This window comes from Intestinimonas sp. RTP31139st1_F5_RTP31139_211217, assembly GCF_040226735.1.
In the GTDB taxonomy this organism is placed as follows: domain Bacteria; phylum Bacillota; class Clostridia; order Oscillospirales; family Oscillospiraceae; genus Intestinimonas; species Intestinimonas butyriciproducens.
The window spans coordinates 1-22,300 of record NZ_JBCOAQ010000017.1 but is presented as its reverse complement, the minus strand read 5'-3'; the positions used below and the strand labels follow the sequence as shown (position 1 = coordinate 22,300).

At 61.0% G+C, this 22,300-nt stretch carries 19 protein-coding genes; 3 read left to right on the top strand and 16 right to left on the bottom strand.

Annotated features, from left to right (window positions below; genetic code table 11):
- Positions 1 to 78 precede the first annotated feature (78 nt).
- The 4 genes from ABUA09_RS11245 to ilvD all read right to left on the bottom strand — a co-directional run bounded on the left by ABUA09_RS11245 (position 79) and on the right by ilvD (position 4,016).
- Positions 79 to 648: an HD domain-containing protein gene (locus ABUA09_RS11245; protein WP_349949364.1), complete on the bottom strand. Its 570-nt coding sequence runs from the start codon at positions 646 to 648 to the stop codon at positions 79 to 81.
- A 34-nt stretch (positions 649 to 682) separates the two neighbouring features.
- Complete coding sequence (locus tag ABUA09_RS11240) at positions 683 to 1,096, bottom strand: YjdF family protein (protein ID WP_195615122.1); 414 nt, start codon at positions 1,094 to 1,096, stop codon at positions 683 to 685.
- A 175-nt stretch (positions 1,097 to 1,271) separates the two neighbouring features.
- Positions 1,272 to 2,285, bottom strand: a complete 1,014-nt coding sequence (locus ABUA09_RS11235; RefSeq protein ID WP_058117318.1) for an NAD(P)-dependent oxidoreductase — start codon at positions 2,283 to 2,285, stop codon at positions 1,272 to 1,274.
- A 57-nt stretch (positions 2,286 to 2,342) separates the two neighbouring features.
- Positions 2,343 to 4,016, bottom strand: coding sequence for a dihydroxy-acid dehydratase (gene ilvD, locus ABUA09_RS11230; RefSeq protein ID WP_116721833.1), 1,674 nt, complete (start codon positions 4,014 to 4,016; stop codon positions 2,343 to 2,345).
- A gap of 271 nt (positions 4,017 to 4,287) precedes the next feature.
- Between ilvD and ABUA09_RS11225 the strand changes: the two genes are divergently transcribed.
- The 3 genes from ABUA09_RS11225 (at position 4,288) to ABUA09_RS11215 (ending at position 7,573) form a co-directional block, all read left to right on the top strand.
- Entirely contained in the window at positions 4,288 to 5,991 is a 1,704-nt protein-coding gene (locus tag ABUA09_RS11225) for a glutamine--tRNA ligase/YqeY domain fusion protein (protein ID WP_279203338.1), read from the top strand.
- Positions 5,992 to 6,053: 62 nt separating this feature from the next.
- Positions 6,054 to 7,085: a threonine aldolase family protein gene (locus ABUA09_RS11220; RefSeq protein WP_116721834.1), complete on the top strand. Its 1,032-nt coding sequence runs from the start codon at positions 6,054 to 6,056 to the stop codon at positions 7,083 to 7,085.
- Between the two features lie 11 nt (positions 7,086 to 7,096).
- Positions 7,097 to 7,573 carry a phosphate-starvation-inducible PsiE family protein gene (locus ABUA09_RS11215; protein ID WP_075703543.1) on the top strand — a complete coding sequence of 159 codons (477 nt, stop codon included), beginning with the start codon at positions 7,097 to 7,099 and terminating at the stop codon, positions 7,571 to 7,573.
- Between the two features lie 79 nt (positions 7,574 to 7,652).
- Here the strand turns inward: ABUA09_RS11215 and ABUA09_RS11210 are convergent, their stop codons facing one another.
- The 12 genes from ABUA09_RS11210 to mraZ form a co-directional block, all read right to left on the bottom strand.
- On the bottom strand, positions 7,653 to 8,576 hold the full coding sequence (locus ABUA09_RS11210; RefSeq protein ID WP_033116220.1) for a magnesium transporter CorA family protein: 924 nt from the start codon (positions 8,574 to 8,576) through the stop codon (positions 7,653 to 7,655).
- 264 nt (positions 8,577 to 8,840) lie between these two features.
- Positions 8,841 to 9,959, bottom strand: a complete 1,119-nt coding sequence (ftsZ, locus tag ABUA09_RS11205; protein WP_033116221.1) for a cell division protein FtsZ — start codon at positions 9,957 to 9,959, stop codon at positions 8,841 to 8,843.
- A gap of 127 nt (positions 9,960 to 10,086) precedes the next feature.
- Complete coding sequence (locus ABUA09_RS11200; RefSeq protein ID WP_052082337.1) at positions 10,087 to 10,857, bottom strand: cell division protein FtsQ/DivIB; 771 nt, start codon at positions 10,855 to 10,857, stop codon at positions 10,087 to 10,089.
- A gap of 134 nt (positions 10,858 to 10,991) precedes the next feature.
- Complete coding sequence (murA, locus tag ABUA09_RS11195) at positions 10,992 to 12,248, bottom strand: UDP-N-acetylglucosamine 1-carboxyvinyltransferase (RefSeq protein WP_033116222.1); 1,257 nt, start codon at positions 12,246 to 12,248, stop codon at positions 10,992 to 10,994.
- A 73-nt stretch (positions 12,249 to 12,321) separates the two neighbouring features.
- The gene (gene murG / locus ABUA09_RS11190) at positions 12,322 to 13,443 is read right to left on the bottom strand and encodes an undecaprenyldiphospho-muramoylpentapeptide beta-N-acetylglucosaminyltransferase (RefSeq protein WP_195607830.1); all 1,122 of its coding nucleotides are present in this window, start codon (positions 13,441 to 13,443) and stop codon (positions 12,322 to 12,324) included.
- A 13-nt stretch (positions 13,444 to 13,456) separates the two neighbouring features.
- Positions 13,457 to 14,671 (bottom strand): putative lipid II flippase FtsW, encoded by a 1,215-nt coding sequence (ftsW, locus tag ABUA09_RS11185; RefSeq protein ID WP_227151355.1) that lies wholly within the window; start codon positions 14,669 to 14,671, stop codon positions 13,457 to 13,459.
- Between the two features lie 29 nt (positions 14,672 to 14,700).
- The gene (mraY, locus tag ABUA09_RS11180; protein WP_075703539.1) at positions 14,701 to 15,687 is read right to left on the bottom strand and encodes a phospho-N-acetylmuramoyl-pentapeptide-transferase; all 987 of its coding nucleotides are present in this window, start codon (positions 15,685 to 15,687) and stop codon (positions 14,701 to 14,703) included.
- A gap of 87 nt (positions 15,688 to 15,774) precedes the next feature.
- The gene (locus ABUA09_RS11175; protein ID WP_208319228.1) at positions 15,775 to 17,229 is read right to left on the bottom strand and encodes a UDP-N-acetylmuramoyl-L-alanyl-D-glutamate--2,6-diaminopimelate ligase; all 1,455 of its coding nucleotides are present in this window, start codon (positions 17,227 to 17,229) and stop codon (positions 15,775 to 15,777) included.
- A 31-nt stretch (positions 17,230 to 17,260) separates the two neighbouring features.
- On the bottom strand, positions 17,261 to 19,723 hold the full coding sequence (locus ABUA09_RS11170; protein WP_143433255.1) for a penicillin-binding transpeptidase domain-containing protein: 2,463 nt from the start codon (positions 19,721 to 19,723) through the stop codon (positions 17,261 to 17,263).
- A gap of 255 nt (positions 19,724 to 19,978) precedes the next feature.
- Positions 19,979 to 20,548 carry a hypothetical protein gene (locus ABUA09_RS11165; RefSeq protein WP_033116226.1) on the bottom strand — a complete coding sequence of 190 codons (570 nt, stop codon included), beginning with the start codon at positions 20,546 to 20,548 and terminating at the stop codon, positions 19,979 to 19,981.
- Between the two features lie 35 nt (positions 20,549 to 20,583).
- Positions 20,584 to 21,516, bottom strand: coding sequence for a 16S rRNA (cytosine(1402)-N(4))-methyltransferase RsmH (gene rsmH / locus ABUA09_RS11160; protein ID WP_208319229.1), 933 nt, complete (start codon positions 21,514 to 21,516; stop codon positions 20,584 to 20,586).
- A gap of 11 nt (positions 21,517 to 21,527) precedes the next feature.
- Complete coding sequence (gene mraZ / locus ABUA09_RS11155) at positions 21,528 to 21,950, bottom strand: division/cell wall cluster transcriptional repressor MraZ (RefSeq protein ID WP_033116228.1); 423 nt, start codon at positions 21,948 to 21,950, stop codon at positions 21,528 to 21,530.
- Positions 21,951 to 22,300: the final 350 nt, after the last annotated feature.

The window sequence follows — 22,300 nt, the reverse complement described above, 5'->3', positions numbered from 1 at the left end:
GCCGCCCCCCCCACCCCGCTGCTCTCTTTCCAATCGGCTCTCCCCACAGGCGCCCCGAACCCCGGCGGCGAGCCCCGTTCAATCGGCGGCCCACACCGCCGTCTTTTCTTCCGTATCCCGCCGCAGTTCCTCCCGCAGCGCCCGAAGCCAGGGAAACTCGGCGGCATTTTCCTCTCCATAGATCAGGTTAAGCCCGTACTCCAATTCCGTCCAGGTCTCCAGCGGCGCCTCATTGTGCTGGAGCACGGCCTCCAACTTGTCCAGCGCCTTGTAGATCCTGGCCTCCGGCGTGGCCATGGCGTCCATCTCGGCAAAAAGCGCCTCCAATTCCCCCCGCGCCGGCTGGGGCAGCGGTGCGAGCATGTCCGCTACCGCCCGCTCCTCCCGCTTTTCGTCGGAGGTCGTCTTTTGGAACGAGGGAATATCCCCTGTCACCGCCTCTCCGAAGTCGTGGATCAGGCACATCCGGAGCACCCGTTCCATATCCGCTCCCGGAAACTCTCCCCGCAGGAGCAGGGCCATCACGCCCAGCCGCCAACTGTGGGCCGCTACCGTCTCATGGCGGCCCGTGGAGGTCCAGGAGTGGCGGGTATTGCATTTGAGACGCTCCAACACGTGCATGAAATCAAGAAATTCCCTCTGCTCCATGTTTCCCTTCCCTTCTGAAGCGCAGGGGCCGGATCTACCGGCCCCTGTGCTTCTCTTTTTTCTTCTGTCGGCGGAGCTGAAACCTGCGCGCCTCCTCCGCCTCATCCCGTCTGCGGCGGTCCTCCCGCCGCTTCCGTTTGTTCTGCTCCCGCTGGAGCGCGATCGCCTGCTGGGCCCTGGTCCCGACTCCACCACGGAACTGCTGCCCCGCCTTCCGCCGGGCCCGCTTGGGATTCGCCGCCTCGGCTCGCCTCACCCCCGTCACCGGCGGACTGAATCTCAGCTCCCGCCAGTGGCTCACGAGAAATGCATAGACCTCGTAATCTCTGGGCTCCGCGCCGAAGACAATCTTGCAGACCTCCAGCGTACCGCCCCATTCCCGCTCGAGCACTCCGATCCAGAAAGGCGCCTCAAAGCAGACGGTTATCCTTGCGTATCCCTGTTCCATATGCAGTTGTCCTCCCATTACCAGTATATCTGCGGAAAATGGACGACCCATGGGAGGGAGGGCTACTGACAGCCGCCGGGGGACGGGACCGGTCCCCGGCGGGCCGTGGCCGGACTACCAACCTGCCTGTGTTTTTATCTCCGCATCTTTATTTTACGACCAAACCCTCTGCCGGTCAACTCTGTTTGGCCTGGTACACCTCGTTGGAGCAGCCGCCGGTCCTTGCAAATTCCCGGAGGTTTTCCAGAGAGGTATGGATGATGTCCCGAATGGCAGCCTCTGTGAAAAAGGCGATATGGGGCGTCAGGATCACATTTTCCATTCCCATGAGCTCCTCCATCACAGGATCGCCCAGGTCCATCCCGGCGCAGTTTTTCCTCACAAAGGTCTCCTCGTGGTCGTAGACATCCGTCGCAAGCCCGGCGATCTTGCCGCTCTTGAGTCCGTCCAGCACGTCTGCAAAATTCATGAGACCTCCTCTGGCGGTATTCACCAGATAGACCCCGTCCCTCATCTGCGCGATGGTCTCTGTGTTGATCATGTGCCGGTTCTCCTCGTTCAGCGCGCATTGCAGCACGATCAGCTCGGCCTCCCGGAGCACCGTTTCTTTCGTAACGTATTCCACATAGGGCTTCGCCGCCTCCCTGGGGTGGGGATTATACGCCAGGACCCGGCAGCCCATGGCTTTGAACAGTTGGGCCTCCCTTGTGCCCAGGCGGCCTGTTCCAAACAGGCCCACCGTCATGGTCCCAAGCTCCTTTCCCTGGATGCCGCTGAGACTGAAGTCCTTTTTCTCCAGCATCTTCGACTCTCTTTTAAAATTTCGAAGGAGGTTCAACGTCAGTAGGAGGCAGAATTCCGGGACTGCGTTCAAACTGTAGGCCGGCACGTTTGCCGCACGGATCCCATAATTCTGGATGGCCTGCCGGTCGATATGTCCGAATCCGGTGCTGCGGGTGAGGATGTATCTGACGCCGGCCCCGTGGAGCCGCCGGGCCAGCGCCGGAGTGATCGTGCAGGGCGCGGTGATCAGGATCGCATCCGCCCCCTCCGCCAAGGCGGCGCTGTCCTCCGTCACATATTCCTTGGTAAGCACCAGCTCAATCTCCGGAAACCGCTCCGCCTCTTTTGCAAACAGTGGCCTTTCATCTTCCCTCAGTCCATATACCGTCGCTTTCATTGCGATCATCACACCTTTCCACCCTCCGGCAGGCCGTTGGGATTAGATTTTTTAAAGGCAGCCCGATCACCTGAGTACGGCGCCCTCCGCCGCCGAGGTAACCTGCCTGGCATATCGCGCCAGATAGCCGCGCGTCACCTTGGGGGGCGGACAGCTCCACCGCTTTCTCCGCTCCTCCAGGACGTCCTCCTCCACCAGTAGGGAGAGCCGGCGCTGATCGATATCATAGTCGATGATGTCCCCATCCTCTACCAGCGCGATGGGGCCGCCGGCGGCGGCCTCCGGGCAGATGTGCCCGATGCAGCCGCCTCTTGTGATTCCGGAAAATCTCCCGTCGGTGAGCAGCGGTACCCGCTCCCCCAGCCCCGAGCTCTGGATCAGCGTGATCAGCCGCGCCATCTCCGGCATGCCGGGCGCCCCCTTGGGCCCTTCGTAGCGGATAACGATGACCTCCCCCTCGTGGATCTCTCCGTTCAGGACAGCCGTCCTGCCCGCCGCCTCGCTGTCAAATACCCGGGCCCGACCCATAAATCTCCTGTCCTCGGCCTTGAGGGCCGCAGCTTTGATGACCGCTCCCTCCGGCGCCAAATTACCCCTGAGGATACACAGCCCCCCGTTGGGCAGGCGGGGGCGGTCCAGCGGGCGGATGACCTTTTCGTTCCAGACGACCGCAGAAGCTGTATTCTCTCCAGCCGTTTTCCCGGTGACCGTCATCACGCCGCCGTCAAGCAGTCCGCCCTCTATCCCCTCTTTCATCAGGGCCTGCACCCCGCCGGCTTCATAGAGATCGACGATATGGTCGGCGCCGCCCGGGGCCAGAGAACAGACGACCGGCACCTTGCTCCCCTTTTCCTCAAAATCATCCGGCGTGATACGGATCCCGACCTCATGGGCAATGGCAGGAAGATGCAGCAGAGTGTTCGTCGAGCATCCGATCAACAGATCCATAGTGATCGCATTCTGAAAGCTTGCCTCCGTTAGGATGTCTGAGGGCAGAATCTGCCGCCCCCAGAGCGCCATCACCTGCCTTCCGGCCTCTTTGGCCAGGCGGTTTCTCTCCGCGTAAACGGCGGGGATCGTCCCGTTTCCGGGCAGCGCCAGACCCAGGACCTCCGCCATGCACCCCATGGAGTTTGCCGTGTACATGCCCGCGCAGCAGCCGGACCCAGGCATACAGTGGTCCTCATATTCCATCAGGCGTTCGGCGCTGATCTCCCCCCGGCTGAATCGTCCCGCGTGCTGCGCTATGGTGGAGAGATTTTGCAGTGCCTCTTCCCCCGGCACGCGTCCAGGCAGCATCGGCCCGCCGGTCACCATGACGGACGGCAGATTCAGCCGCGCCGCCGCCATCAGCATGCCGGGCACAATCTTATCGCAGGCCGCCACGAAGACCATCGCGTCAAACCCATGCGCAGCCGCTTCACACTCGATGGAGTCGCAGATGACCTCCCTGCTCGGCAGCGAATACTTCGCGCCCTCCGTTGAACCACAATATCCGTCGCAGATCGCAATGGTGTGGAAAATCATCGGCGTACCGCCCCGGGCGATGACGCCCCGGGCCACGTCCTCGGCCAACTGATTCAGGCGGTTGTGCCCTGGAAAGGCGTCCGTCCAGGAACAGGCGATCCCCACAAAGGGCTGGGCGATCTCCTCCGATGTAAAGCCCGCCGCTTTCATCAATCCCCGTGTGCTGACCCGGTTGGGTCCCTCCTTGTGCGGGCAGGATTTACTCCCCTGCATGCTCGCTTCTCCCCCTTCGTTCTATCGTCTGCGCGGTATGGCGGCAAGGCGCTCTGCCGTCCTATGCGCCCGCTGCAGCTCCGGCAGCTTATCCATTGAAAAATTATATAATAAATGTTATGGGTTGTACATTAGTTGTTGCATTACCGTCTGTTACATTTCGGCCTCACAGTAGAACACAATCTATCGGAATATTTGCAGGAAAGCGTTGCAATTTCTTGCTTTACAGGGTAAAATAATGACTTGCATGAAAATAAAGGAGTGACGAAACATGACCGAGGAACACAAGACCCCCGGCGCCGCCGAACCCCCTGTAATGGCGCAGAACTTCATCCATGATTTTATCGACGAGGATATCGCACAGGGCGGGCAGTTCCAAGGTATGGCCGTCCACACCCGCTTCCCGCCCGAACCCAACGGCTACCTCCACATCGGGCATGCCAAGGCCATCTTTATCGACTTCGGCACCGCTGAAAAATACGGTGGCCTGTGCAACCTCCGCATGGACGACACCAATCCCACCAAGGAAGATGTGGAGTACGTGGAGGCCATCCAGGAGGACATCCACTGGTTGGGCTATGACTGGGGGGATCGCTTCTTCTATGCCTCCGACTACTTTGAGCAGATGTACGAGTATGCCGTGGAGCTCATCAAAAAGGGGCTGGCCTACGTCTGCGCCCTGACTCCTGAGGAGTTCCGGGAATATCGGGGCGATGTGAACACCCCTGCCCGCTCTCCCTGGCGGGACCGGCCTGTGGAGGAGAGCCTGGACCTCTTCGCCCGGATGAAGGCCGGGGAGTTCCCCAACGGCAAATATACCCTGCGGGCCAAAATCGACCTGAGCAGTGGCAACTTCAACATGCGGGACCCGGTGCTCTACCGCATCAACCATATGCACCACCACCGCCAGGGCGACAAATGGTGCATCTACCCCATGTATGACTTTGCCCACCCCCTGGAGGACGCGCTGGAGGGCATCACCCACTCCCTCTGTTCCCTGGAGTTTGAGGATCATCGCCCTCTCTACGACTGGGTCATCGCCAACTGCCCGGTGCCCTCTCATCCCCGGCAGATCGAGTTTGCCCGGCTGGGCATCAACTACACGGTCATGTCCAAGCGGAAGCTGCGGCAGTTGGTGGAGGAGGGCAAGGTCTCCGGCTGGGACGATCCCCGTATGCCCACCCTCTGCGGCCTGCGCCGCCGCGGCTATACCCCCCGCGCTATCCGCAACTTCTCCGAACGCAACGGCGTGAGCAAGGCATCCTCCACCGTGGAATTCGCCTTTCTGGAGCACTGTCTCCGGGAGGACCTCAACGAGACCGCACAGCGGGTCATGGCGGTGCTCCGCCCGGTAAAGCTCACCATCACCAACTATCCGGAGGGACAAAGCGAGAGCTTTCAGGTGGAGAACAACCCCAATCGGCCCAAGGACGGCACCCGGGAGGTCCCCTTCTCCCGTGAGCTCTATATCGAGGCGGAGGATTTTCTGGAGACGCCGGTCCCCAAGTATAAGCGGCTGTTCCCCGGCGGCCCCGAGTGCCGGCTGAAGGGGGCCTACCTCATCAAATGTGTCGGCTGTGTCAAGGATGCGGACGGCCGTGTGACGGAGGTCCTGTGTGAGTACGACCCCGACTCCCGCGGCGGCGATCCCGCCGACGGGCGCAAGGTAAAGGGGGCCACCATCCACTGGGTGGACGCCGCCACCGCCGTGGACGCCGAGATCCGGCTCTATGACAACCTGTTTTCCGACGCAGACCCCGATGCCGGAGAGAAAAACTTTCTGGATTGCCTGAATCCCGCCTCCCTGGAAATCCTCACCGGGGCCAAGGTGGAGCGGAGCCTGGAACACGTCCAGGCTCCCGGGTCCTTCCAGTTCATGCGGCAGGGCTATTTCTGTGTGGACAACAGGGACAGCGCCCCCGGACGTCTGGTATTCAATCGCTCCGTAAGTCTGAAGGACAGCTTTAAATTTTAAGGCGCAGCGGCGGGGACGCCGTCCGGTGCCCCGCCTCCACCACTACAATGGAGGCTCACGAAATGAAGTATCTCTTCCGCAACGACTACTCCTTCGGCGCCCACCCAAAGGTCCTCTCCGCTCTGGCCGAGACCAGCCTGGAGGGAAACGTGGGCTATGGTGACGACGCTTACTGTGACCGGGCCAAGGCCCTCATCCGGGATCTCTGCCAGTGTCCCCAGGCCGAGGTCCAGTTCCTCATCGGCGGCACCCAGACCAACTTTACTGCCATCGCCGCCTTCCTGCGCCCCTGGGAGGGCGTGGTGGCGGCCGACTCCTCCCATATCAACGGGCACGAGGTCGGCGCGGTGGAAGCCACCGGGCATAAGATCCTCCAGGTATGCACCGGGGCTGATGGCAAGATCCGGCCTGAGCAGATCGAACCCATCCTGGAGCGGCACAGGGACGAACACCTGGTCAAGCCCCGGCTGGTGGAGATCGCCGACGCCACGGAAAGCGGCATGGTATACACCAAAGCGGAACTCACCGCTCTTTCGGAATTCTGCCGGGAGCACGATCTCCTGCTCTTCCTGGACGGCGCCCGTCTGGGCTGCGCTCTGGCCTCCGGGGCCAACGACCTCACATTGGCCGATCTGGCCCGGCTGACCGATGCCTTCTACATTGGCGGCACTAAAAACGGGGCCCTCATGGGGGAGGCTCTGGTCATTTCCAACCCCGCCCTCCAGGGCGACTTCTTCCGCATCAAGAAACAGCTCGGCGCGGTCCTGGCCAAGGGCTGGCTGCTGGGGGTCCAGTTCGAAGCGCTGCTGAAGGACGGACTCTACTTTGAGATGGCCCGCCACGCCAACGCCATGGCCGCCCGCCTCCAGAGCGGCCTGAAGGCCAAGGGGTGGAAGCTGTGGGTGGACTCCCCCACCAACCAAGTCTTTCCCATCGTGCCTGACAGCCTCAAGCCTCAAATCGATGCCGTGTGTCACTACGAGGACTGGTGCCCCGCCGACGGGCCCGGATATACCATCATCCGGTTCGTGACCTGCTTCAACACCGAGAAGTCGGACGTAGACGGCCTGTTGGCCGCCCTGCCCACCCTGTGAGGAGCCCCCCTATGAACGCCATGTATTACCTGAAAATCAAGATCCCCAACACCATTTACCGCATTGCCCAGTTTCTGGAGATCCTGGTTAGCCTTCTGGTCATCGCCGCCATCATATTGTCCTTTGGCACCATTCTCTCCCAGTTGGGCGTCATGGCCAGTCATCCGTCCGACACGGAGGGCCTGCGCAGCTTTCTCTCTACCGCCTTCACCGTTGTCATCGGCATTGAGTTTCTGAAAATGCTCAGCCGCCACAATATGAGTTCGGCTGTGGAGGTCCTGCTTTTCGCCATTGCCCGGCAGATGGTCATCGAGCATACCACCCCCATGGAAAATCTGATCATGGTCATCTCCATCGCCGTGCTCTTCATCATTCGGAAATACCTCTTCATCCCCGGTCTGGACGACAAACAGACCCTGACTGTCCCCAGGACCGACGAGCCTCTCTCCACGGAGGATGAATTTGCCGGCTCCACCCGGCACGAATAGCGCCGCCGGGCGACATACGCGCCGCGATATGGAAAGAGCCCCTGCTTCCAGCCAGGAAGCAGGGGCTCTCTTTGTTCTGTCAGAATAGATCCTTCATCTTCAGCACGATGCCCACCACCACGATGGCCACACCCGCAATGACCAGCGGGAACCACCAGAAATGGTCCAGGGGCAGGTTGGCCACGTTCATTCCATAGAAGCCGAAAATGATGTTGGGCAGGGTCAGCAGGATAGTGAGAGAGGTCAGCACCTTCATGATGACGTTCAGGTTATTGGAAATCACGGAGGCAAACGCATCCATCATACCTGAGATGATGGAGGAGTAGATATTCGCCATCTCAATGGCCTGCCGCACCTCAATGAGCACATCCTCCAGGAGATCGTGGTCCTCCTCGTAGAGGGTAATGATGCGTCCGCGCAGAATTTTTTCCAGGGTGACCTCGTTGGCCTTCAGGGAGGTGTTAAAGTAGACCAGAGACTTCTCCAGATCCAGCAGTTGGATGAGCTCCTTGTTCCGCTGGGACTTATAGAGCTGGCGCTCCATATAGTTATAGATCTTATCGATCTGCTTGAGGTACTGGAGGAACCGCTTCGCCACCTGCAGCAGCAGGTAGAGGATGAAGCTGGTCTTTTTCTGGGTCTCGGCGTTTTTCACCAATCCGTCCTGAAAGTCCCGGATCACAGGAGTCTCCTTCAGGCAGACGGTAATGATGCATTTTTCCGCCACGATGATGCCCAGCGGGAGGGTGGAGTATACCACCGCCTCCCCCTTCTCCACCGACGGGAGATCGATGATGATGAGGGTCTGCCCATCCTCGGTGTCGATCCGCGAGGTCTCCTCTTCGTCCAGGGCCGCCCGCAGGAAACCCGGGTCGATCCCCAAAAGGGCCGTAACGGTGGACATCTCATCCTCAGTGGGGTAAGTGAGGTTCACCCAGCACCCGTCCTCCACCTTGTCCAGCTTGGTCATCTGACCATTGATGGTCTTATGAATACTCAGCATTGGTACCACGCCTTTCTCTCCGGCGCGCTACCGCAGGGCATACCTCTCCCCTGTGAAACGCGCCGTCTTTATGTATTTACTTCGACTTCCAGGGTCGCTGCTCACGACGGTCTCACTCCTTTTAGGCTCGATTCTGTATTTTGAGAACGTTACTATTATATCCCCCGGGTCCTGGGATTGCAAGGGCAAAAAGCCGCCAGCGGAGGAACTCCGCCGGCGGCCTTCCGTCTTTCTAACATCCGTATCACATTATGGCCGGAGCCGTTATTTATCCTTGTTGAAAATCTTGAAAATGTCCACGAAGGGGTCCTCGTCCAGCGGGTCCGGAGGCGCCACGCGCTCCGCGCCCCCACGCTCGGCGGCCTGCTGGCTCACGGCGGCCTCTTTGCCTGCGGAGAAGGGGTTTTGCGGCATACCGCCGTTTTTTCCCTCCTCGAAGCCTGTGGAGATGACGGTAACGCGGATCTCATCCTCCAGCTCCTCGTCAAAAGCGGCGCCAAAAATAATGAGCGCGTCGGGATGGGCGGCCTGCTGCACCAGGTTGGCCGCGGTCTCCACCTCCTCCAGACCGATGTCCATGGAACCGGTGACGTTGACCAGCACACCGTGGGCGCCATTGATGGAGGTCTCCAGCAGGGGGCTGGAAATGGCCATTTTGGCGGCCTCCTCGGCCTTGTTTTTGCCCGCGGCCCGGCCCACACCCATATGGGCCATGCCCGCGTCCTTCATCACCGCAGTCACATCGGCAAAGTCCAGGTTGATGAATCCGGTATTCTTGATGAGGTCGGAAATGGACTGTACCGCCTGGCGCAGCACATCATCGGCGATCTCAAAGGCGTTCTGGAAGGTGATTTTCTGGTCGGTGGCAAATTTGAGCCGTTCATTGGGGATGATGACCAGGGAATCCACCTTGCCCCTCAACTCCTCGATGCCGGCCTCGGCCTGCTGCATCCGACGACGGCCTTCAAAGGAAAAGGGCTTGGTCACCACACCCACGGTAAGGAGCCCTGCCTCCTTCGCGATATCAGCCACGATGGGGGCCGCGCCCGTGCCGGTGCCACCGCCCATGCCGGCGGTGATGAACACCATATCCGCATCCTCCAGAGCCTTGGCGATCTGCCCCCGGCTCTCCTCCGCGGATTTGCGTCCCACATCCGGATTGGAGCCGGCGCCCTGACCGCCCGTCAGCTTCTCCCCGATCTGGATCTTATAGGTAGCGCTGGACGTGGCCAGCGCCTGCTTGTCCGTATTCACCGCGATAAAATCCACACCCTGCACGCCGGAGCGCACCATGCGGTTGACCACGTTGCTGCCGCCGCCGCCCACGCCGATGACCTTGATGGTGACGACGCTCTCAGGCCCTGTATCCAGTCCAAAAGCCATGCCTGTTCCTCCTATGTAAATGACTAATTATAGTAACGAAAGTCACAAGAATATCAATATAATGTATTGTATCGCTCTTTTCCTGTGAGGTCAATAGGCTGGGAGACATTTCAAGCAACTTTCCCCGTCATTTTCCGCCTCCCGTCTGGTCGAAATAGACCTTATCCTCCCGAGTCAGGTCGATGGAACCGCTCTCATTGGTCTGGAGCTGTGCCACCGTCTCGTCCAACGCCCGCACTTTCAGGGCAAAGTTCTCCGGATTCATCGGGATCTTCACTGTAAAGCGCCCGTCGTACTCCAGGATGATATTTGCGGTGGAAGTGAGGTCGATGGAGGAGACCTTCTCCGCCATCCCCCGGTCGCTGAACGCCCGCAGGAGCTGGAGCAAGCTGTTCAGTTTGGCGCTGTCGGCATCCTCCACGGCCAGCCGGGTCCCCTCGACGGGCAGAAGGGCGGTAAGACCGCTGACCACAGCGGCCCCGGTCCCGGAAGCCGTCTGCTCCAGGACCTTTCCCTTGGCGTCGATGATCCACCAGCTCCCATTCCCCTGGATCACGGCGGCCGGCATACACTCTGTCACCGTGATGACCACCCCGTCCGGCAGCGCCCGGCGGACGTTGACGTTATCTACATAGGGGAGCACAGAGGCAATCTTTCTCCCGGTCTGCACCGGGCTGATGAGGAAGAGGTTGTCCCCCTGTTCAATACCGGAGGCGGCTATGATCTCCTCCGCGGTATATTTGCTCTCACCGTCCACGGTGACCTCATCCACCCGGAAAAAAACCACGCAGCCCGCAGCGATCACAACCAGTATGATGACCAGCGACAAAAACTGGTAGAGGATGCCGAAACGTCCCCGGTTGCGCCTTTTTCTCTTGTTGGAGCGCCTTGCAGCCATGGGTCCGCCTCCGCGTGTCATTTTTTCCTCACAGTTGGGATAGTATAGCACAAAAAAGTGAGAAAATCGTTAAGAAATGCTTACAAATCCATAAGCAGGCGGCGGGGCCGCCGTTCCCGGCGGCCCGTCCGCTTCTATGCTCTTGTGATTCCGGCCCCCAGCCCCCGCAGGGTCTCGTCCAGGCCGTAATACCCCCGGTCAATGTGGGTCAGGCCGGTGATCTCGCTCCGCCCCTCGGCTCCTAGGGCCGCCACCACCAGGGCGGCCCCGCCCCGCAGATCGGCGGCCTTCAGTCCGGTGCCGCGGAGACGGTCTACGCCGCAGATCACCGCCACACGGCCCTCCACCCGGATATCCGCCCCCATGCGGCAGAGCTCATCCACATGCCGGTAGCGGCTTTCGAACATATTCTCCACAATGACGGTGGTCCCCTCGCTCCTGGTCAGAGCGGCCATGACCGGGGGCTGCGCGTCGGTGGGAAAGCCGGGGTAGGGCGCCGTGCGAATGGGGCGCACGCCCTTGAGCAGACCATCCCGGCGGATGGTGATGTAATCGGCCCCGCTACGGATCCGGCAGCCCGCCTCCGCCAGCACGGCGGTGACCGTAGATAGCTGCCGATAATCGGTGCCCAGGATCTCCGCCTCTCCGCCGGCGGAAGCCACCGCCGAGAGCAGTGTGGCCGCGACGATACGGTCCGGCATAACGGTATGCTCTCCGCCGTGGAGCACGTTTCCACCCCGGACTGTGACCACAGAGGAGCCCGCGCCCCGCACCTCGGCCCCCAGAGCCAGCAGGAATGCCTGCAGATCCACGATCTCCGGCTCCCGGGCGGCATTGGAGATCACTGTGGTCCCCTCCGCCCCACAGGCCGCCAGCATGGCGTTTTCCGTGGCCCCCACGCTGGGGATGGAGAGATTGATCTCACAGCCCGCCATATGCCCGCCGGGTAGGGCGCACAAGAGGGCGCCTCCCTCCTCCCGGATCTCCGCCCCTAGGGCCCGGATGGCGGCCAAGTGCAGGTCGATGGGCCTGGGGCCCAGCTCACACCCCCCCGGCATGCTCAGCGCCGCGGAGCCGGTACGGGCCAGGATCGCCCCCAGGAAGATGACGGAGGACCGCATCTCCCGCATCAGGGCGTCGGGCACATCGTTTTGGGTCAGCTCCGAGGCGTCCACAGTAATGGTGTCCCCGGTCCGCGACACCTTGCATCCCAGATGCTCCAGGATCGAAATGGAGGCGCGGACGTCTGAGAGATCGGGGCAGTTGTGGACCACGCTCACCCCTCTGCACAGAATCGTCGCCGCCAGGATCGGCAGCACGCTGTTCTTGGCCCCGTGGACTCTGGCCGTTCCACGCAGCGGTCTGCCGCCTTCCACCAGATAAGCACTCATATAGGTCCATCCTCCGCATTTCATGGTTTCAGGCCATACTATGCGGAAAGACGGGTATGTGACAGTGCCCGGCCTACTTCAGAAGTGCTATCAGCGTCTGGTAGATCTCCTCCGAGGCGTCGGTAACGGAGAGCTCGGTGAGACTTTTGGACATAGCCGTCAGTCGGTCCCGGTCTGCCAGCAGCTCCTTCGCTGTTCCATAGAGCCGCTTTCCGTCGATTTCCGGTTCCAGCAGAACCACTGCGGCCCCGTGCTGCTCCAGCACTCTGGCGTTCTTTTCCTGGTGATTGTTGGTCACATTCGGGGAAGGCACCAGGATACAGGGCTTGGCGATGGCGGTGAGCTCGGAGATGGTGGATGCCCCCGCCCGACAGATCACCAAGTCGGCCGCGGCCATCACCAGGGGCATATCATAGATATACTCCCGCACCTCCACATCGCCCCCCTTGGTCAGCGCCACGCCCCGGCACCCCAGCTCACCGGTCAGCCAGGCATAGTTCCGGCCCGCGCCGTGGAGATGGTGAATTGGACAGCCCTCTCCAACCTCCTCCGCGATGAAATCCGCCATATAGCGGTTCATCACGTCGGCCCCCAGGGACCCCCAATAGGAGAGCACCATGGGCTTTCCATCGGCAAGGCCCAGCTTTTGGCGGGCCTCCCTGCGGGTATCGTTGAAGAAGTCCCGCCGCACCGGCGTGCCGGTGACCACCACCCGTTCCGGATGGGGATAGTGCTGCCTGGAGTCCTCAAAGCCCACCATGACCCGGTCCACCACCTTGGAGAGCATCTTGGTGGTGAGGCCGGGAACTGCGTTGGACTCGTGGACGGCGGTGGGGATACCCCGCCGCGCCGCCTCCTTGACCACGGGATAGGAGGCGTAGCCGCCGGTGCCCACCACCAGGTCGGGCCGGAATTCATCCAGAATGGCCCTGGCCTGCCGCCTCGCCTGGGGCAGCGTAACCACGGTCATGACATTGTGCTTGATGTCCTTCCATTTCCAGGCCCGGTGGATGGTGTTCACGTGGACGGTGCGCAGCTCATAGCCCTCATGGGGCACCAGCGTCCGCTCCATCCCGTTGTCCGCTCCGGCGAAGAGAACCTGGCAGCCCTGATGCCGGAACTGGAAGAGCCGGGCCAGCGCGATGGCCGGATTGATATGCCCCGCGGTACCGCCGCAGGTAAAGAGTATCTTCAAGGGAACACCTTCTCTAACCGGCCTTGGGGGCCGGGATTTGTCTTGACACGCTCAGCACGATGCCCATCTCCAGCAGCTGGATCAGCAGGGCCGTGCCCCCGTAACTGAAAAACGGCAGAGAGATGCCGGTGACGGGAAAGAGATTGGTAACCACGCCGATGTTCAAAAACACCTGGACCGCCACCTGTGTGGTAACACCCACGATGAGCAGGGCCCCGAACCGGTCCCTGGCATGGATGGCCAGCCAGTAGCCCCGAATGATAAGCAGTGCAAACAAGATGAGCACCAGAGCCGCTCCGATATAGCCCAGCTCTTCGCAGACGATGGAGAATACGAAATCGTTCTGCGGCTCCGGGATGTAGAGGAACTTCTGGCGGCTGTTGCCCAGGCCCACGCCTAACAGACCGCCGGAGCCGATGGCGTAGAGGGACTGGATGGTCTGGTAGCCGTCGCCCCGCATATCCGACCAGGGGTTCTGCCAGATGGCGATGCGGTCGTTCATATAGGGGGTCATATTGATGATGAAAAAGAGCCCCACCGCCGCAATGGCCCCTCCTGCGGCAAACCAGCCCAGACGGATCCCGGCGGCAAAGAGGATGGAGGCACCGATGGCCAGGATGAGGATGGTCGCGGACATATGGGGCTCCAGCAGCAGAAGGCCCGCGATGACGACCAGGACCACCCCGTAGGGCACCAGTTCCAGGAAGCCGATCCGGTCGAGAAGATCCAGTACGCGCCCTTTTAGCTGATGACGGTCGAATTTTTTCTTTTTCTCTGTGTTCCGCTTGGCCAGCCGGGCGGAGAAATAGAGGATGACGCCCAGCTTGGCGGCCTCCGAGGGCTGCCACTGGGGGATGGGCCCGAAGGCCCGGATCCAGCGGTTGGCACCGTTGGCCGTAGTACCGATGCCGGGGACCTTCACCAGGATCAGCAGGACGATGGAGGCCCCCAGCGCGAAGACGGACATCCACCGCAGGCTCTGGTAGTTGACCTTGGACATAACATACATGGCCGCCACCCCCGCCGCGCCGAAAAGGCCCTGGCGCAGGAAGTAGTAGGTGGCATCGTGATCGGTGCGGGTATAGAGGGCGTAGGCATAGGACGCCGAGAACATCATGATGAGGCCGATGCCTGTGAGCAGCAGCACCAGCATGAGAAAAGGCAGGTCCATGGGACCCCTGGCGAGCTGTTCTTCCACGGTGAGATCGCGCTTGAGTTTACGGGCCATAGGTTACCTGCCTTTCAGGGAAGTGGGGATCATACCGGATAGCGGTTCAAAACGCCTAGGAACGCCACGGCGCAGAACGCCAGGGATACCAGTGCGAACACCGCCACCACCTTTTTCTCGCTCCACCCCCCCATTTCGAAGTGATGGTGAAGGGGGGCCATGCGGAAAATACGCTTTCCATGGGTGGCCTTGAAATAGACCACCTGGATGATGTCCGAGAGGGTCTCCGCGATATAGACGATACCCACCAGGATGAGGATGAGGGGCATATCGAATGCAAAGGCCAGTCCGCACACCGCGCCCCCCAGGAACAGGGACCCGGTGTCGCCCATAAAGACCTTGGCCGGATAGTGGTTGTAGAGCAGGAACGCGCACAGGCCGCCGAAGAGGGCGCCGCCGAAGATCCCCAGGTCAGGGATACTCCAGTACCAGGCCACGGCGGAGAAAAAGGCCGCTACCGGCAGGGTGACGCTGGAGGAGAGGCCGTCCACGCCGTCGGTGATGTTCACGGCATTCACCGTCCCCACCATGACGAAGGCCGCAAAGACCATGTAAAGCATCCACGGCAGCTCCACCGTCACATTGGCAAAGGGGATATAGAGATGAGGCGCCAGATAACCGAAGTGGCGCAGCAGGGCGGTAAAGGCAATGGCCGCCGCCAGCTGAAGCAAGAACTTGGGGCCGGCGGTCAGGCCGGTGTTCTCATGCTTTTTGACCTTTTCATAGTCATCCAGATAGCCGATGACACCGAACACCAGCGCGAAGCAAAAGACAAAAACGGCGCGGAAGTCCCCCCTGGCAATATCCGGCCAGCCGATGAGGACAATGGCGACCAGGATGCCCAGAATAAACATGAGCCCGCCCATGGTGGGGGTGCCCTGTTTGGACATATGCCAGGTGGGGCCGTCCTCCTTGATGGACTGTCCCGCCTTCATCCGGCGCAGGATGGGGATCAGGAGCTTTCCGGCAATGGCCGAGACCGCAAAAGACACCAGCGCAGCAATCAGTATTCTCATCTATTCAACCTCCTTGGCAAATTCCCAAACGGGGATTATACCATATTACCGCGCAGAGGGAAAGAGAAAAGTATCGGAACGCCGCTCTTATCCGCGTCTGCCCCGGGCAAAAAACCCGGCGACTTCCTCCCGCTCGTCCAGATGGAACTGGACGCCGTCGATCTCCTGATAGGTCTCATGTCCCTTGCCTGCCAGCACCACCACATCTCCGGTCCCAGCCTCTGAAAGGGCCAGCCGGATGGCGGCGCGGCGGTCCGGCTCTACACGGACGGGCGTATCCGTCCCCTCCATCCCCTTCAGAATATCTGCGATGATGGCAACCGGCTCCTCGGTGCGGGGGTTATCCGAGGTGACGACACATATATCGGCAAGGGCCGCGGCAATGGAGCCCATCGCAGGACGCTTGCTCCTGTCCCGGTCTCCTCCGCAGCCAAACAGGCAGATGACCCGCCGGTCCGTCAGATCCCGCACCGTGGTAAGGATGTTCTCCAGGGCATCCGGCGTATGGGCATAGTCGATGATGACCGTATAGGCCGCCGGAACGGGGACCACCTCTACCCGCCCTTTCACCCCCCTTGCCGAGCGCAGGGCGGCGGCGATGTCCGGAAGTCCTGCGCCCAGGTTCAGGGCACACGCCACCACGCCCAGAGCGTTGTAGATGGAAAAGCCGCCCGGAATGGGAAGAAAGATGCGGCCGATGGTGTTCCTCGCCACGGCCTCAAACTCCACATGGCTGGGAAAGAGGCGGATGTTCTTGGCCACCAGATCGGCCTCATCCTTCCGCTCGGAGTAGGTGAACACCGGACATGGGGCGCTTTCCGCATAGTATCGCCCCGCATCATCGTCCAGGTTGACGACGGCCAGATCCGTCTGGTCAAAAAGCAGACCCTTGGCCGTCCGGTAAGCCTCCATGGTGCCGTGGAAGTCCAGATGATCCGGGGTCAGGTTCGTAAAGATACCCGCCGCAAACCGGATGCCGCCGGTGCGGTGGAGGACCAGGGCGATGGAGGACGCCTCCATGACCACATGGGTGCAGCCCGCGTCGGCCATGGCGCGCAGCAGTTCCTGGAGCTCATAGGATTCCGGGGTAGTGCGGTGGGCCGGAAGCACCTCCTCCCCGATCATATTCTGATTGGTCCCGATGAGCCCCACCTTGGCGTGCAGAGCCCCCTCCAGCGCGGCTTTGAGAAGGTAGGTCGTTGTGGTCTTGCCATTGGTCCCCGTCACAGCCACACAGGTAAGCGCCTCCGCCGGGTGCCCGAACCAGTTCGCAGAGATCAGCGCCAGGGCCGCCCGGGGGTCCTCCGCCATCAGCCAGGGTCCGTCAAAGTCCGGCGCGCGGCGGCAGAGCACCGCCACCGCCCCTTTTTCCAGCGCCTCCCGGATATAGAGCTGTCCGTCGGTTTTATAGCCCTCCAGCGCCGCAAACAGGCCGCCCGGGGCCATGGTCCGGGTGTCGTAGCTGACTCCTGTGATTTCCACGTCCTGGTCCGCGCGGCAGCCGGTGAGCGCCACACCGCGGAGCAATTGGTTCAGCTTCATGATTCACCCCCGATGGTTGGTTGGAGCATGCTCAGTGGATCGAGTCGATATTTCCATTGGCGGCGTAATCCTGGACCGCCGTATCCATAAAGTGGACTTCCACCACGGTGCCGGGCTCCACCATCGTTCCCGCCGCAATGGACTGGCTGGTGGAGATGGTGCTGTCGGAATATGTGGTGACGCCGGAGGCGCGCATATAGAGCCCCAGCTTCTCCAGGGCCTGTTCCGCCGCCCCGGGGGTCTTGCGGGTGAGGTCGGGGACTTCTACCTGCTCCGTGGGTTTTTCCGCGCCCAGATAGAGGACCACCTCGCTCTTGCCCGGAATGGAGACACCCTGAGAGGGGATCTGGTCGGTGACCACGGCCCCGTCTCCCACAACGCGGTAACCCAGCCCTTTGGACTGGAGCAGGGACTGTGCGTCGGCCTGGCTCAGACCCACGGTCTGGGGCACCACCACGTCGGCATAGGAGGCGTCGCTGTACACCTTTTCCACGCCCAGATAGTCCAGGATGTCGGCGATCAGCGGTCCGGCGGAGAGGGCGCCCATATTGCCGCCGCTGATATAGAAGCCGTGGGAGGTATAGTTGGAGCCCGGCGTCACAGGCGTGGGGCTGTCAAATGCCAGTAGAATCACGACCTGAGGATCGTCCGCCGGGGCCACGCCCAGGAAGGAGACGATATTGTCGCCGGTGTTCTCATCCCGCTTCTCCGAGGTACCCGTCTTTCCGCCGATGCGGTAGCCCTCCATATAGGCGTTTTTGCCGGTGCCGCCGTCCACCACCCCTTCCAGCATCTGCCGGACCTTGGCCGAGGTCTCCTCGCTGATGACCTGGCGGATCTCGGTGGGTTGTGTCTGCTTCACCACATTGCCGTCCTGATCGGTGAAGGACTGGACCACGTAGGGCTGCATCAGATGACCGCCGTTCACCGCTGCGCAGGCGGCGGTGATGAGCTGAATGGGGGTCAGGCGGAAGGTCTGGCCGAACGAGGCCGTGGCCAGGGACACCTCGCCGTAAGGGCCGGTGAAGTACTCCTGGGTCCACACCAGATTGGTATTGTCCGCCTCGCCCTGGATGTCGATGCCCGTTTTGCCGATGATACCAAAATCCAGAAGGTACTGGTAAAATTTCTCCGCCCCCAGCGCCTGGCCGATCTCAATGAACGCTGGGTTGCAGGAATTGGCAACGGCCTGGGCCAGGTTCTGGTCCCCATGTCCCTCGTGCTTGGAGCAACTGATGCGCCGGTCCGCCACGATCTTATACCCGGGACAGTAGAAGTGCGTGTTCTCGTTTACCACGCCCTCCTCCAGGGCGGCGGCCACCACAACGGTCTTGAAGGTGGAGCCCGGCTCATAAGTATCAGTGACCGCCCGGTTGATCCACTGCTGATACTGGGCCGCCTGCAGGGCCTCTTTGTATGCCTCCTCGCTGGTGCTGGGATCGTTCTGCACCTGTTCCAGGTACTGAGAGAGCACCGGATCGGTGACCGTGCGGGGACTGTTGAGATCATAATTGGGGGTGGAGGCCATGGCCAGCACAGCCCCGGTCTTGGGATTCATGGCGATACAGAAGCCGCCTTTGCGCACCTCGTAGGAGCTGATGCCCTCCTCCAGCGTGCGCTCGCAATAGCTCTGGATGGTGGCGTCGATGGTAAGATGGGGATTGAGCCCCGGCTGCGCGTCGATATAGTTCTCATAGCTGGAGAGCATCTCCGTACCGGCGGCGTTCTTGGCTGTGACCACGCGGCCCGGCTCGCCCGCCAGCTCTTCCTCGAACTTGGCCTCGATGCCATAGGCGCCCCGGTTACCGTCGTTGACATTGACCCAACCGATGACCTGGGCCGCCAGGGAGCTGTACGGATACACCCGCTTGGTATCCGGCAGCAGGTAGACGCCGGGATAGAGGTCGTAGGTGTCCTTGAACTCCCGAACAGCCTGGGATACGTCGTCGTCCACCCGCCACTTGAGGACCTCGTATTGGGAGGCGGTGTTCTCCATCCGCTTGAGGACGTCTGCTTTCTCCATACCCAGGATATCCGCCAGGCCCTCGGCGATAAATTCCTTGTAGGTGCCGTTCATCGCCGCCACCTCGGCGTCGGTGACGACCAGATTTTTCTTTTCCTTCTCCGCATCGGTGAGGCCGGCGCCCTTTTCCAGCTTGGATGCCCCCCGTTCCGCCGCCGTGGACTGGCCCTTGAGGATGTCTTTGGGCGAGATGACCACGTTCTGCACCGTGGTGGAGACCGCTAAAATATTTCCCTGGGAATCATAAATGGTCCCACGGGGGGCGGTCACCAGCATATCACGGGTCTGCTGGTCGATGGCCAGTTCCTCATAAAACTCGTGATCCACGATCTGGATCTGCCACAGCTTCCACAGCAGGGGCACAAAGGCCATCACGCCGAACACTCCCATCAGGAAGAGCGTGCGTCCCAAAATGGTGCGGTTCTGGCGTCGGTCCCCGCTGTTGCTGCCAATCTTATTTTTTCGCTCCATCTGCGCCATGCCGATCTCCTTGCTGCAAAGATATGGAATGCCAACGGTCCGGGCCGCCCGCTTCCGGGGCCTATGTCCCTATGCGCTCTGAACGGGAGCCCGGCTCCCGTTCCCTGTTCCTCCGCGGTCCCGGCCTCCCATGCATCCCGGGTGAAAAGCGAGGCGTAAGAAAATATCCATTTTCTTACGCCCTCTCATTCTCTCTATATTCTGTCTTGGCTTCTGCCTCTGTCCTCCACAAACATATGCGGCGCTTTAGCGGAAATATGACAGCGCCCCATCCAGAAGGCTCTTCAGGCTGGAGATCAGGCTGTCCACCGTCTCCGTTCCCCCGTTCTCCCGGCTGTAGTGCACCACGCTGTCCTCCTCAGAGAGGTCCAGGGTATAGATCTGGCTGCTCTGCGGCTTGACCATGCTGCCGTCGGATGTGACCTTCTGCTCGATGGTACTCAGGTCATACGCCAACTCATACTGGGCCATTAGCTTCTTTTCCTCGCTCTGAAGGTTGGAGAGCTGACTCTTCAGGGAGATCATCTCGTCGCTGACCCGGGTGAGCTGCACGGTGCTGAGCATCAGCAGCACCGCAAAGACGCCCACGGCCAGGAACCCCACCACGGCGAATACGGAGATCTGCCCCGCCTCCCGGACCCGTACCTTGGGCCGGACCGCCGCCCGTTCCCTGGTACGTACCTTGGGCTGGGGCCGAAGGACCTCAGACCCACCACGTTCCAGCGGGCGGACCGCCGGCTCCGCATAGGCCAGGTTACCGTACGTGCCTCTGGTCTCGGCGTATCTGGTTCGTTTTCTGGCCGTTGCACTCGCCAAGGGGTATCACTCCGATCTCTTTTGTAATGGGTCTTTTATCGCTTTTCCGCCACCCGCAGCTTAGCGCTCCGGGCGCGGGGATTTTCATCCAGCTCCTCCTCCGTGGAGGTGATGGGTTTTTTGTTCACCAGCCGCACCTCGGGCTTTCGCCCGCAGACACACACCGGAAAATCCGGCGGGCAGGTACAGCCCTTGGCAAAGGCCGCCAGACCGTTTTTCACGATGCGGTCCTCCAGCGAGTGGAAGGAGATGACGCACAGCCGCCCGCCCGGAGCCAGCCGTGGCACCGCCGCCTGAAGCATCCGGTCCACTGCGCCCAGCTCATCGTTCACTGCGATACGGATGGCCTGGAAGCAGCGTTTGGCCGGGTGCTGTTTTTCCCGCAGGGCTTGTCCCGGCATGGCGCTCTTGATCACATCCACCAGTTCAAAGGTGGTGGTGATGGGGCGTTCCGCCCGCCGCCGGACGATGGCGGCCGCGATCTGGGGGGCATAGCGCTCCTCCCCGTACTGCCAGAGGACACGCTTGAGTTCCTCCTGGGACCACTGGTTCACCACCGTGTCGGCGGTAAGAGGCTCCGACCGGTCCATACGCATATCCAACGGGGCGTCCTGCATATAGGAGAAGCCCCGCTCAGGGTCGTCCAACTGGGGGGAGGACACCCCCAGGTCAAAGAGCATTCCGTCCAGGCCGGAAATTCCCCGGCTGTCCAGCAGTTGGCCCAGGTCTCCAAAATTCCCGTGGATCAGGGTCACCTGTTCCAGGCAGTCCGCCAGTCTGGTTTCGGCGGCGTCCAGGGCCGCCGCATCCCGGTCGATGCAGATGAGCCGCCCGGTCGTCAGCCGCCGGGCGATCTCCCGGGAATGGCCCGCGCGACCCAGCGTTCCATCCAGATAGGTCCCCTCCGGGCGGATGTTCAGCCCCTCCAGGCACTCTCTGAGGAGGACCGGCTTGTGGATGAATTCCATCGTCGTGCCTCCTACATTCCCAGAGAGTCCATAAGAGCCGCCATCTTCTCCGGCGTCATTTCCTCTTCCTCCGAGTTCCAGCGCGCGGCGCTCCAGATCTCAGCCCGGTTGTGCACGCCGATGATGACCACGTCCTTCCCCAGGTCGGCGTACGTCCGTAGACGCTGAGGAATGACGATACGGCCCTGGCTGTCCGGCACGCATTTCACCGCGTTGGCGAACAGAGACCGCATGTCCTTGGATTTGCTGACGGGGAGCGACGCGAACTTTTCCGTGAACCGGTCCCAGCTCTCCTGTGGATAGATTGCCAGACAGGTATCCACACCCATGGCGAGGTAGAATGTGTCGCCAAGCTCCTCCCGAAGCTTGGCGGGGATGAACAGACGGCCCTTGGCGTCGATGCTGTGCTCATATGTGCCAGTGACGCTGCCCAAGACCGTTCATCTCCTCCCCTTGGCCCCCACTTTACTCTACTTCACTCCATTTTGCTCCACCAGTAGTTTCAGTATAAAGGTTTCGTAACCAAATTGCAAGGGTTTGTTCCTCATTTTTTCTGTAAAAACACCGGATTTTCAGGGGAAAATCGCCTGCTTTTTGGAATGAAAACGTATGTTCTATTACAATCAGTGACAAATGATTACAGGTAATTTTTTGGATATTTTATGGAAACATACTGGATTTGGTATTACTACCCCAGCTTACCGCCATATTTTGCGCACAATCTTCCCAAACTGTTTTGGCCATCGAATTTTTCTGCAAAAAGGCGGCGGACCCTGTAGGGGTC

Coding starts and splice junctions, on each gene's coding strand:
- ABUA09_RS11245 (WP_349949364.1), bottom strand. CDS start 648: ATGGAGCAGAGGGAATTTCTTGATTTCATGCACGTGTTGGAGCGTCTC.
- ABUA09_RS11240 (WP_195615122.1), bottom strand. CDS start 1,096: ATGGAACAGGGATACGCAAGGATAACCGTCTGCTTTGAGGCGCCTTTC.
- ABUA09_RS11235 (WP_058117318.1), bottom strand. CDS start 2,285: ATGATCGCAATGAAAGCGACGGTATATGGACTGAGGGAAGATGAAAGG.
- ilvD (WP_116721833.1), bottom strand. CDS start 4,016: ATGCAGGGGAGTAAATCCTGCCCGCACAAGGAGGGACCCAACCGGGTC.
- ABUA09_RS11225 (WP_279203338.1), top strand. CDS start 4,288: ATGACCGAGGAACACAAGACCCCCGGCGCCGCCGAACCCCCTGTAATG.
- ABUA09_RS11220 (WP_116721834.1), top strand. CDS start 6,054: ATGAAGTATCTCTTCCGCAACGACTACTCCTTCGGCGCCCACCCAAAG.
- ABUA09_RS11215 (WP_075703543.1), top strand. CDS start 7,097: ATGAACGCCATGTATTACCTGAAAATCAAGATCCCCAACACCATTTAC.
- ABUA09_RS11210 (WP_033116220.1), bottom strand. CDS start 8,576: ATGCTGAGTATTCATAAGACCATCAATGGTCAGATGACCAAGCTGGAC.
- ftsZ (WP_033116221.1), bottom strand. CDS start 9,959: ATGGCTTTTGGACTGGATACAGGGCCTGAGAGCGTCGTCACCATCAAG.
- ABUA09_RS11200 (WP_052082337.1), bottom strand. CDS start 10,857: ATGGCTGCAAGGCGCTCCAACAAGAGAAAAAGGCGCAACCGGGGACGT.
- murA (WP_033116222.1), bottom strand. CDS start 12,248: ATGAGTGCTTATCTGGTGGAAGGCGGCAGACCGCTGCGTGGAACGGCC.
- ftsW (WP_227151355.1), bottom strand. CDS start 14,671: ATGGCCCGTAAACTCAAGCGCGATCTCACCGTGGAAGAACAGCTCGCC.
- mraY (WP_075703539.1), bottom strand. CDS start 15,687: ATGAGAATACTGATTGCTGCGCTGGTGTCTTTTGCGGTCTCGGCCATT.
- ABUA09_RS11175 (WP_208319228.1), bottom strand. CDS start 17,229: ATGAAGCTGAACCAATTGCTCCGCGGTGTGGCGCTCACCGGCTGCCGC.
- ABUA09_RS11170 (WP_143433255.1), bottom strand. CDS start 19,723: ATGGAGCGAAAAAATAAGATTGGCAGCAACAGCGGGGACCGACGCCAG.
- rsmH (WP_208319229.1), bottom strand. CDS start 21,516: ATGGAATTCATCCACAAGCCGGTCCTCCTCAGAGAGTGCCTGGAGGGG.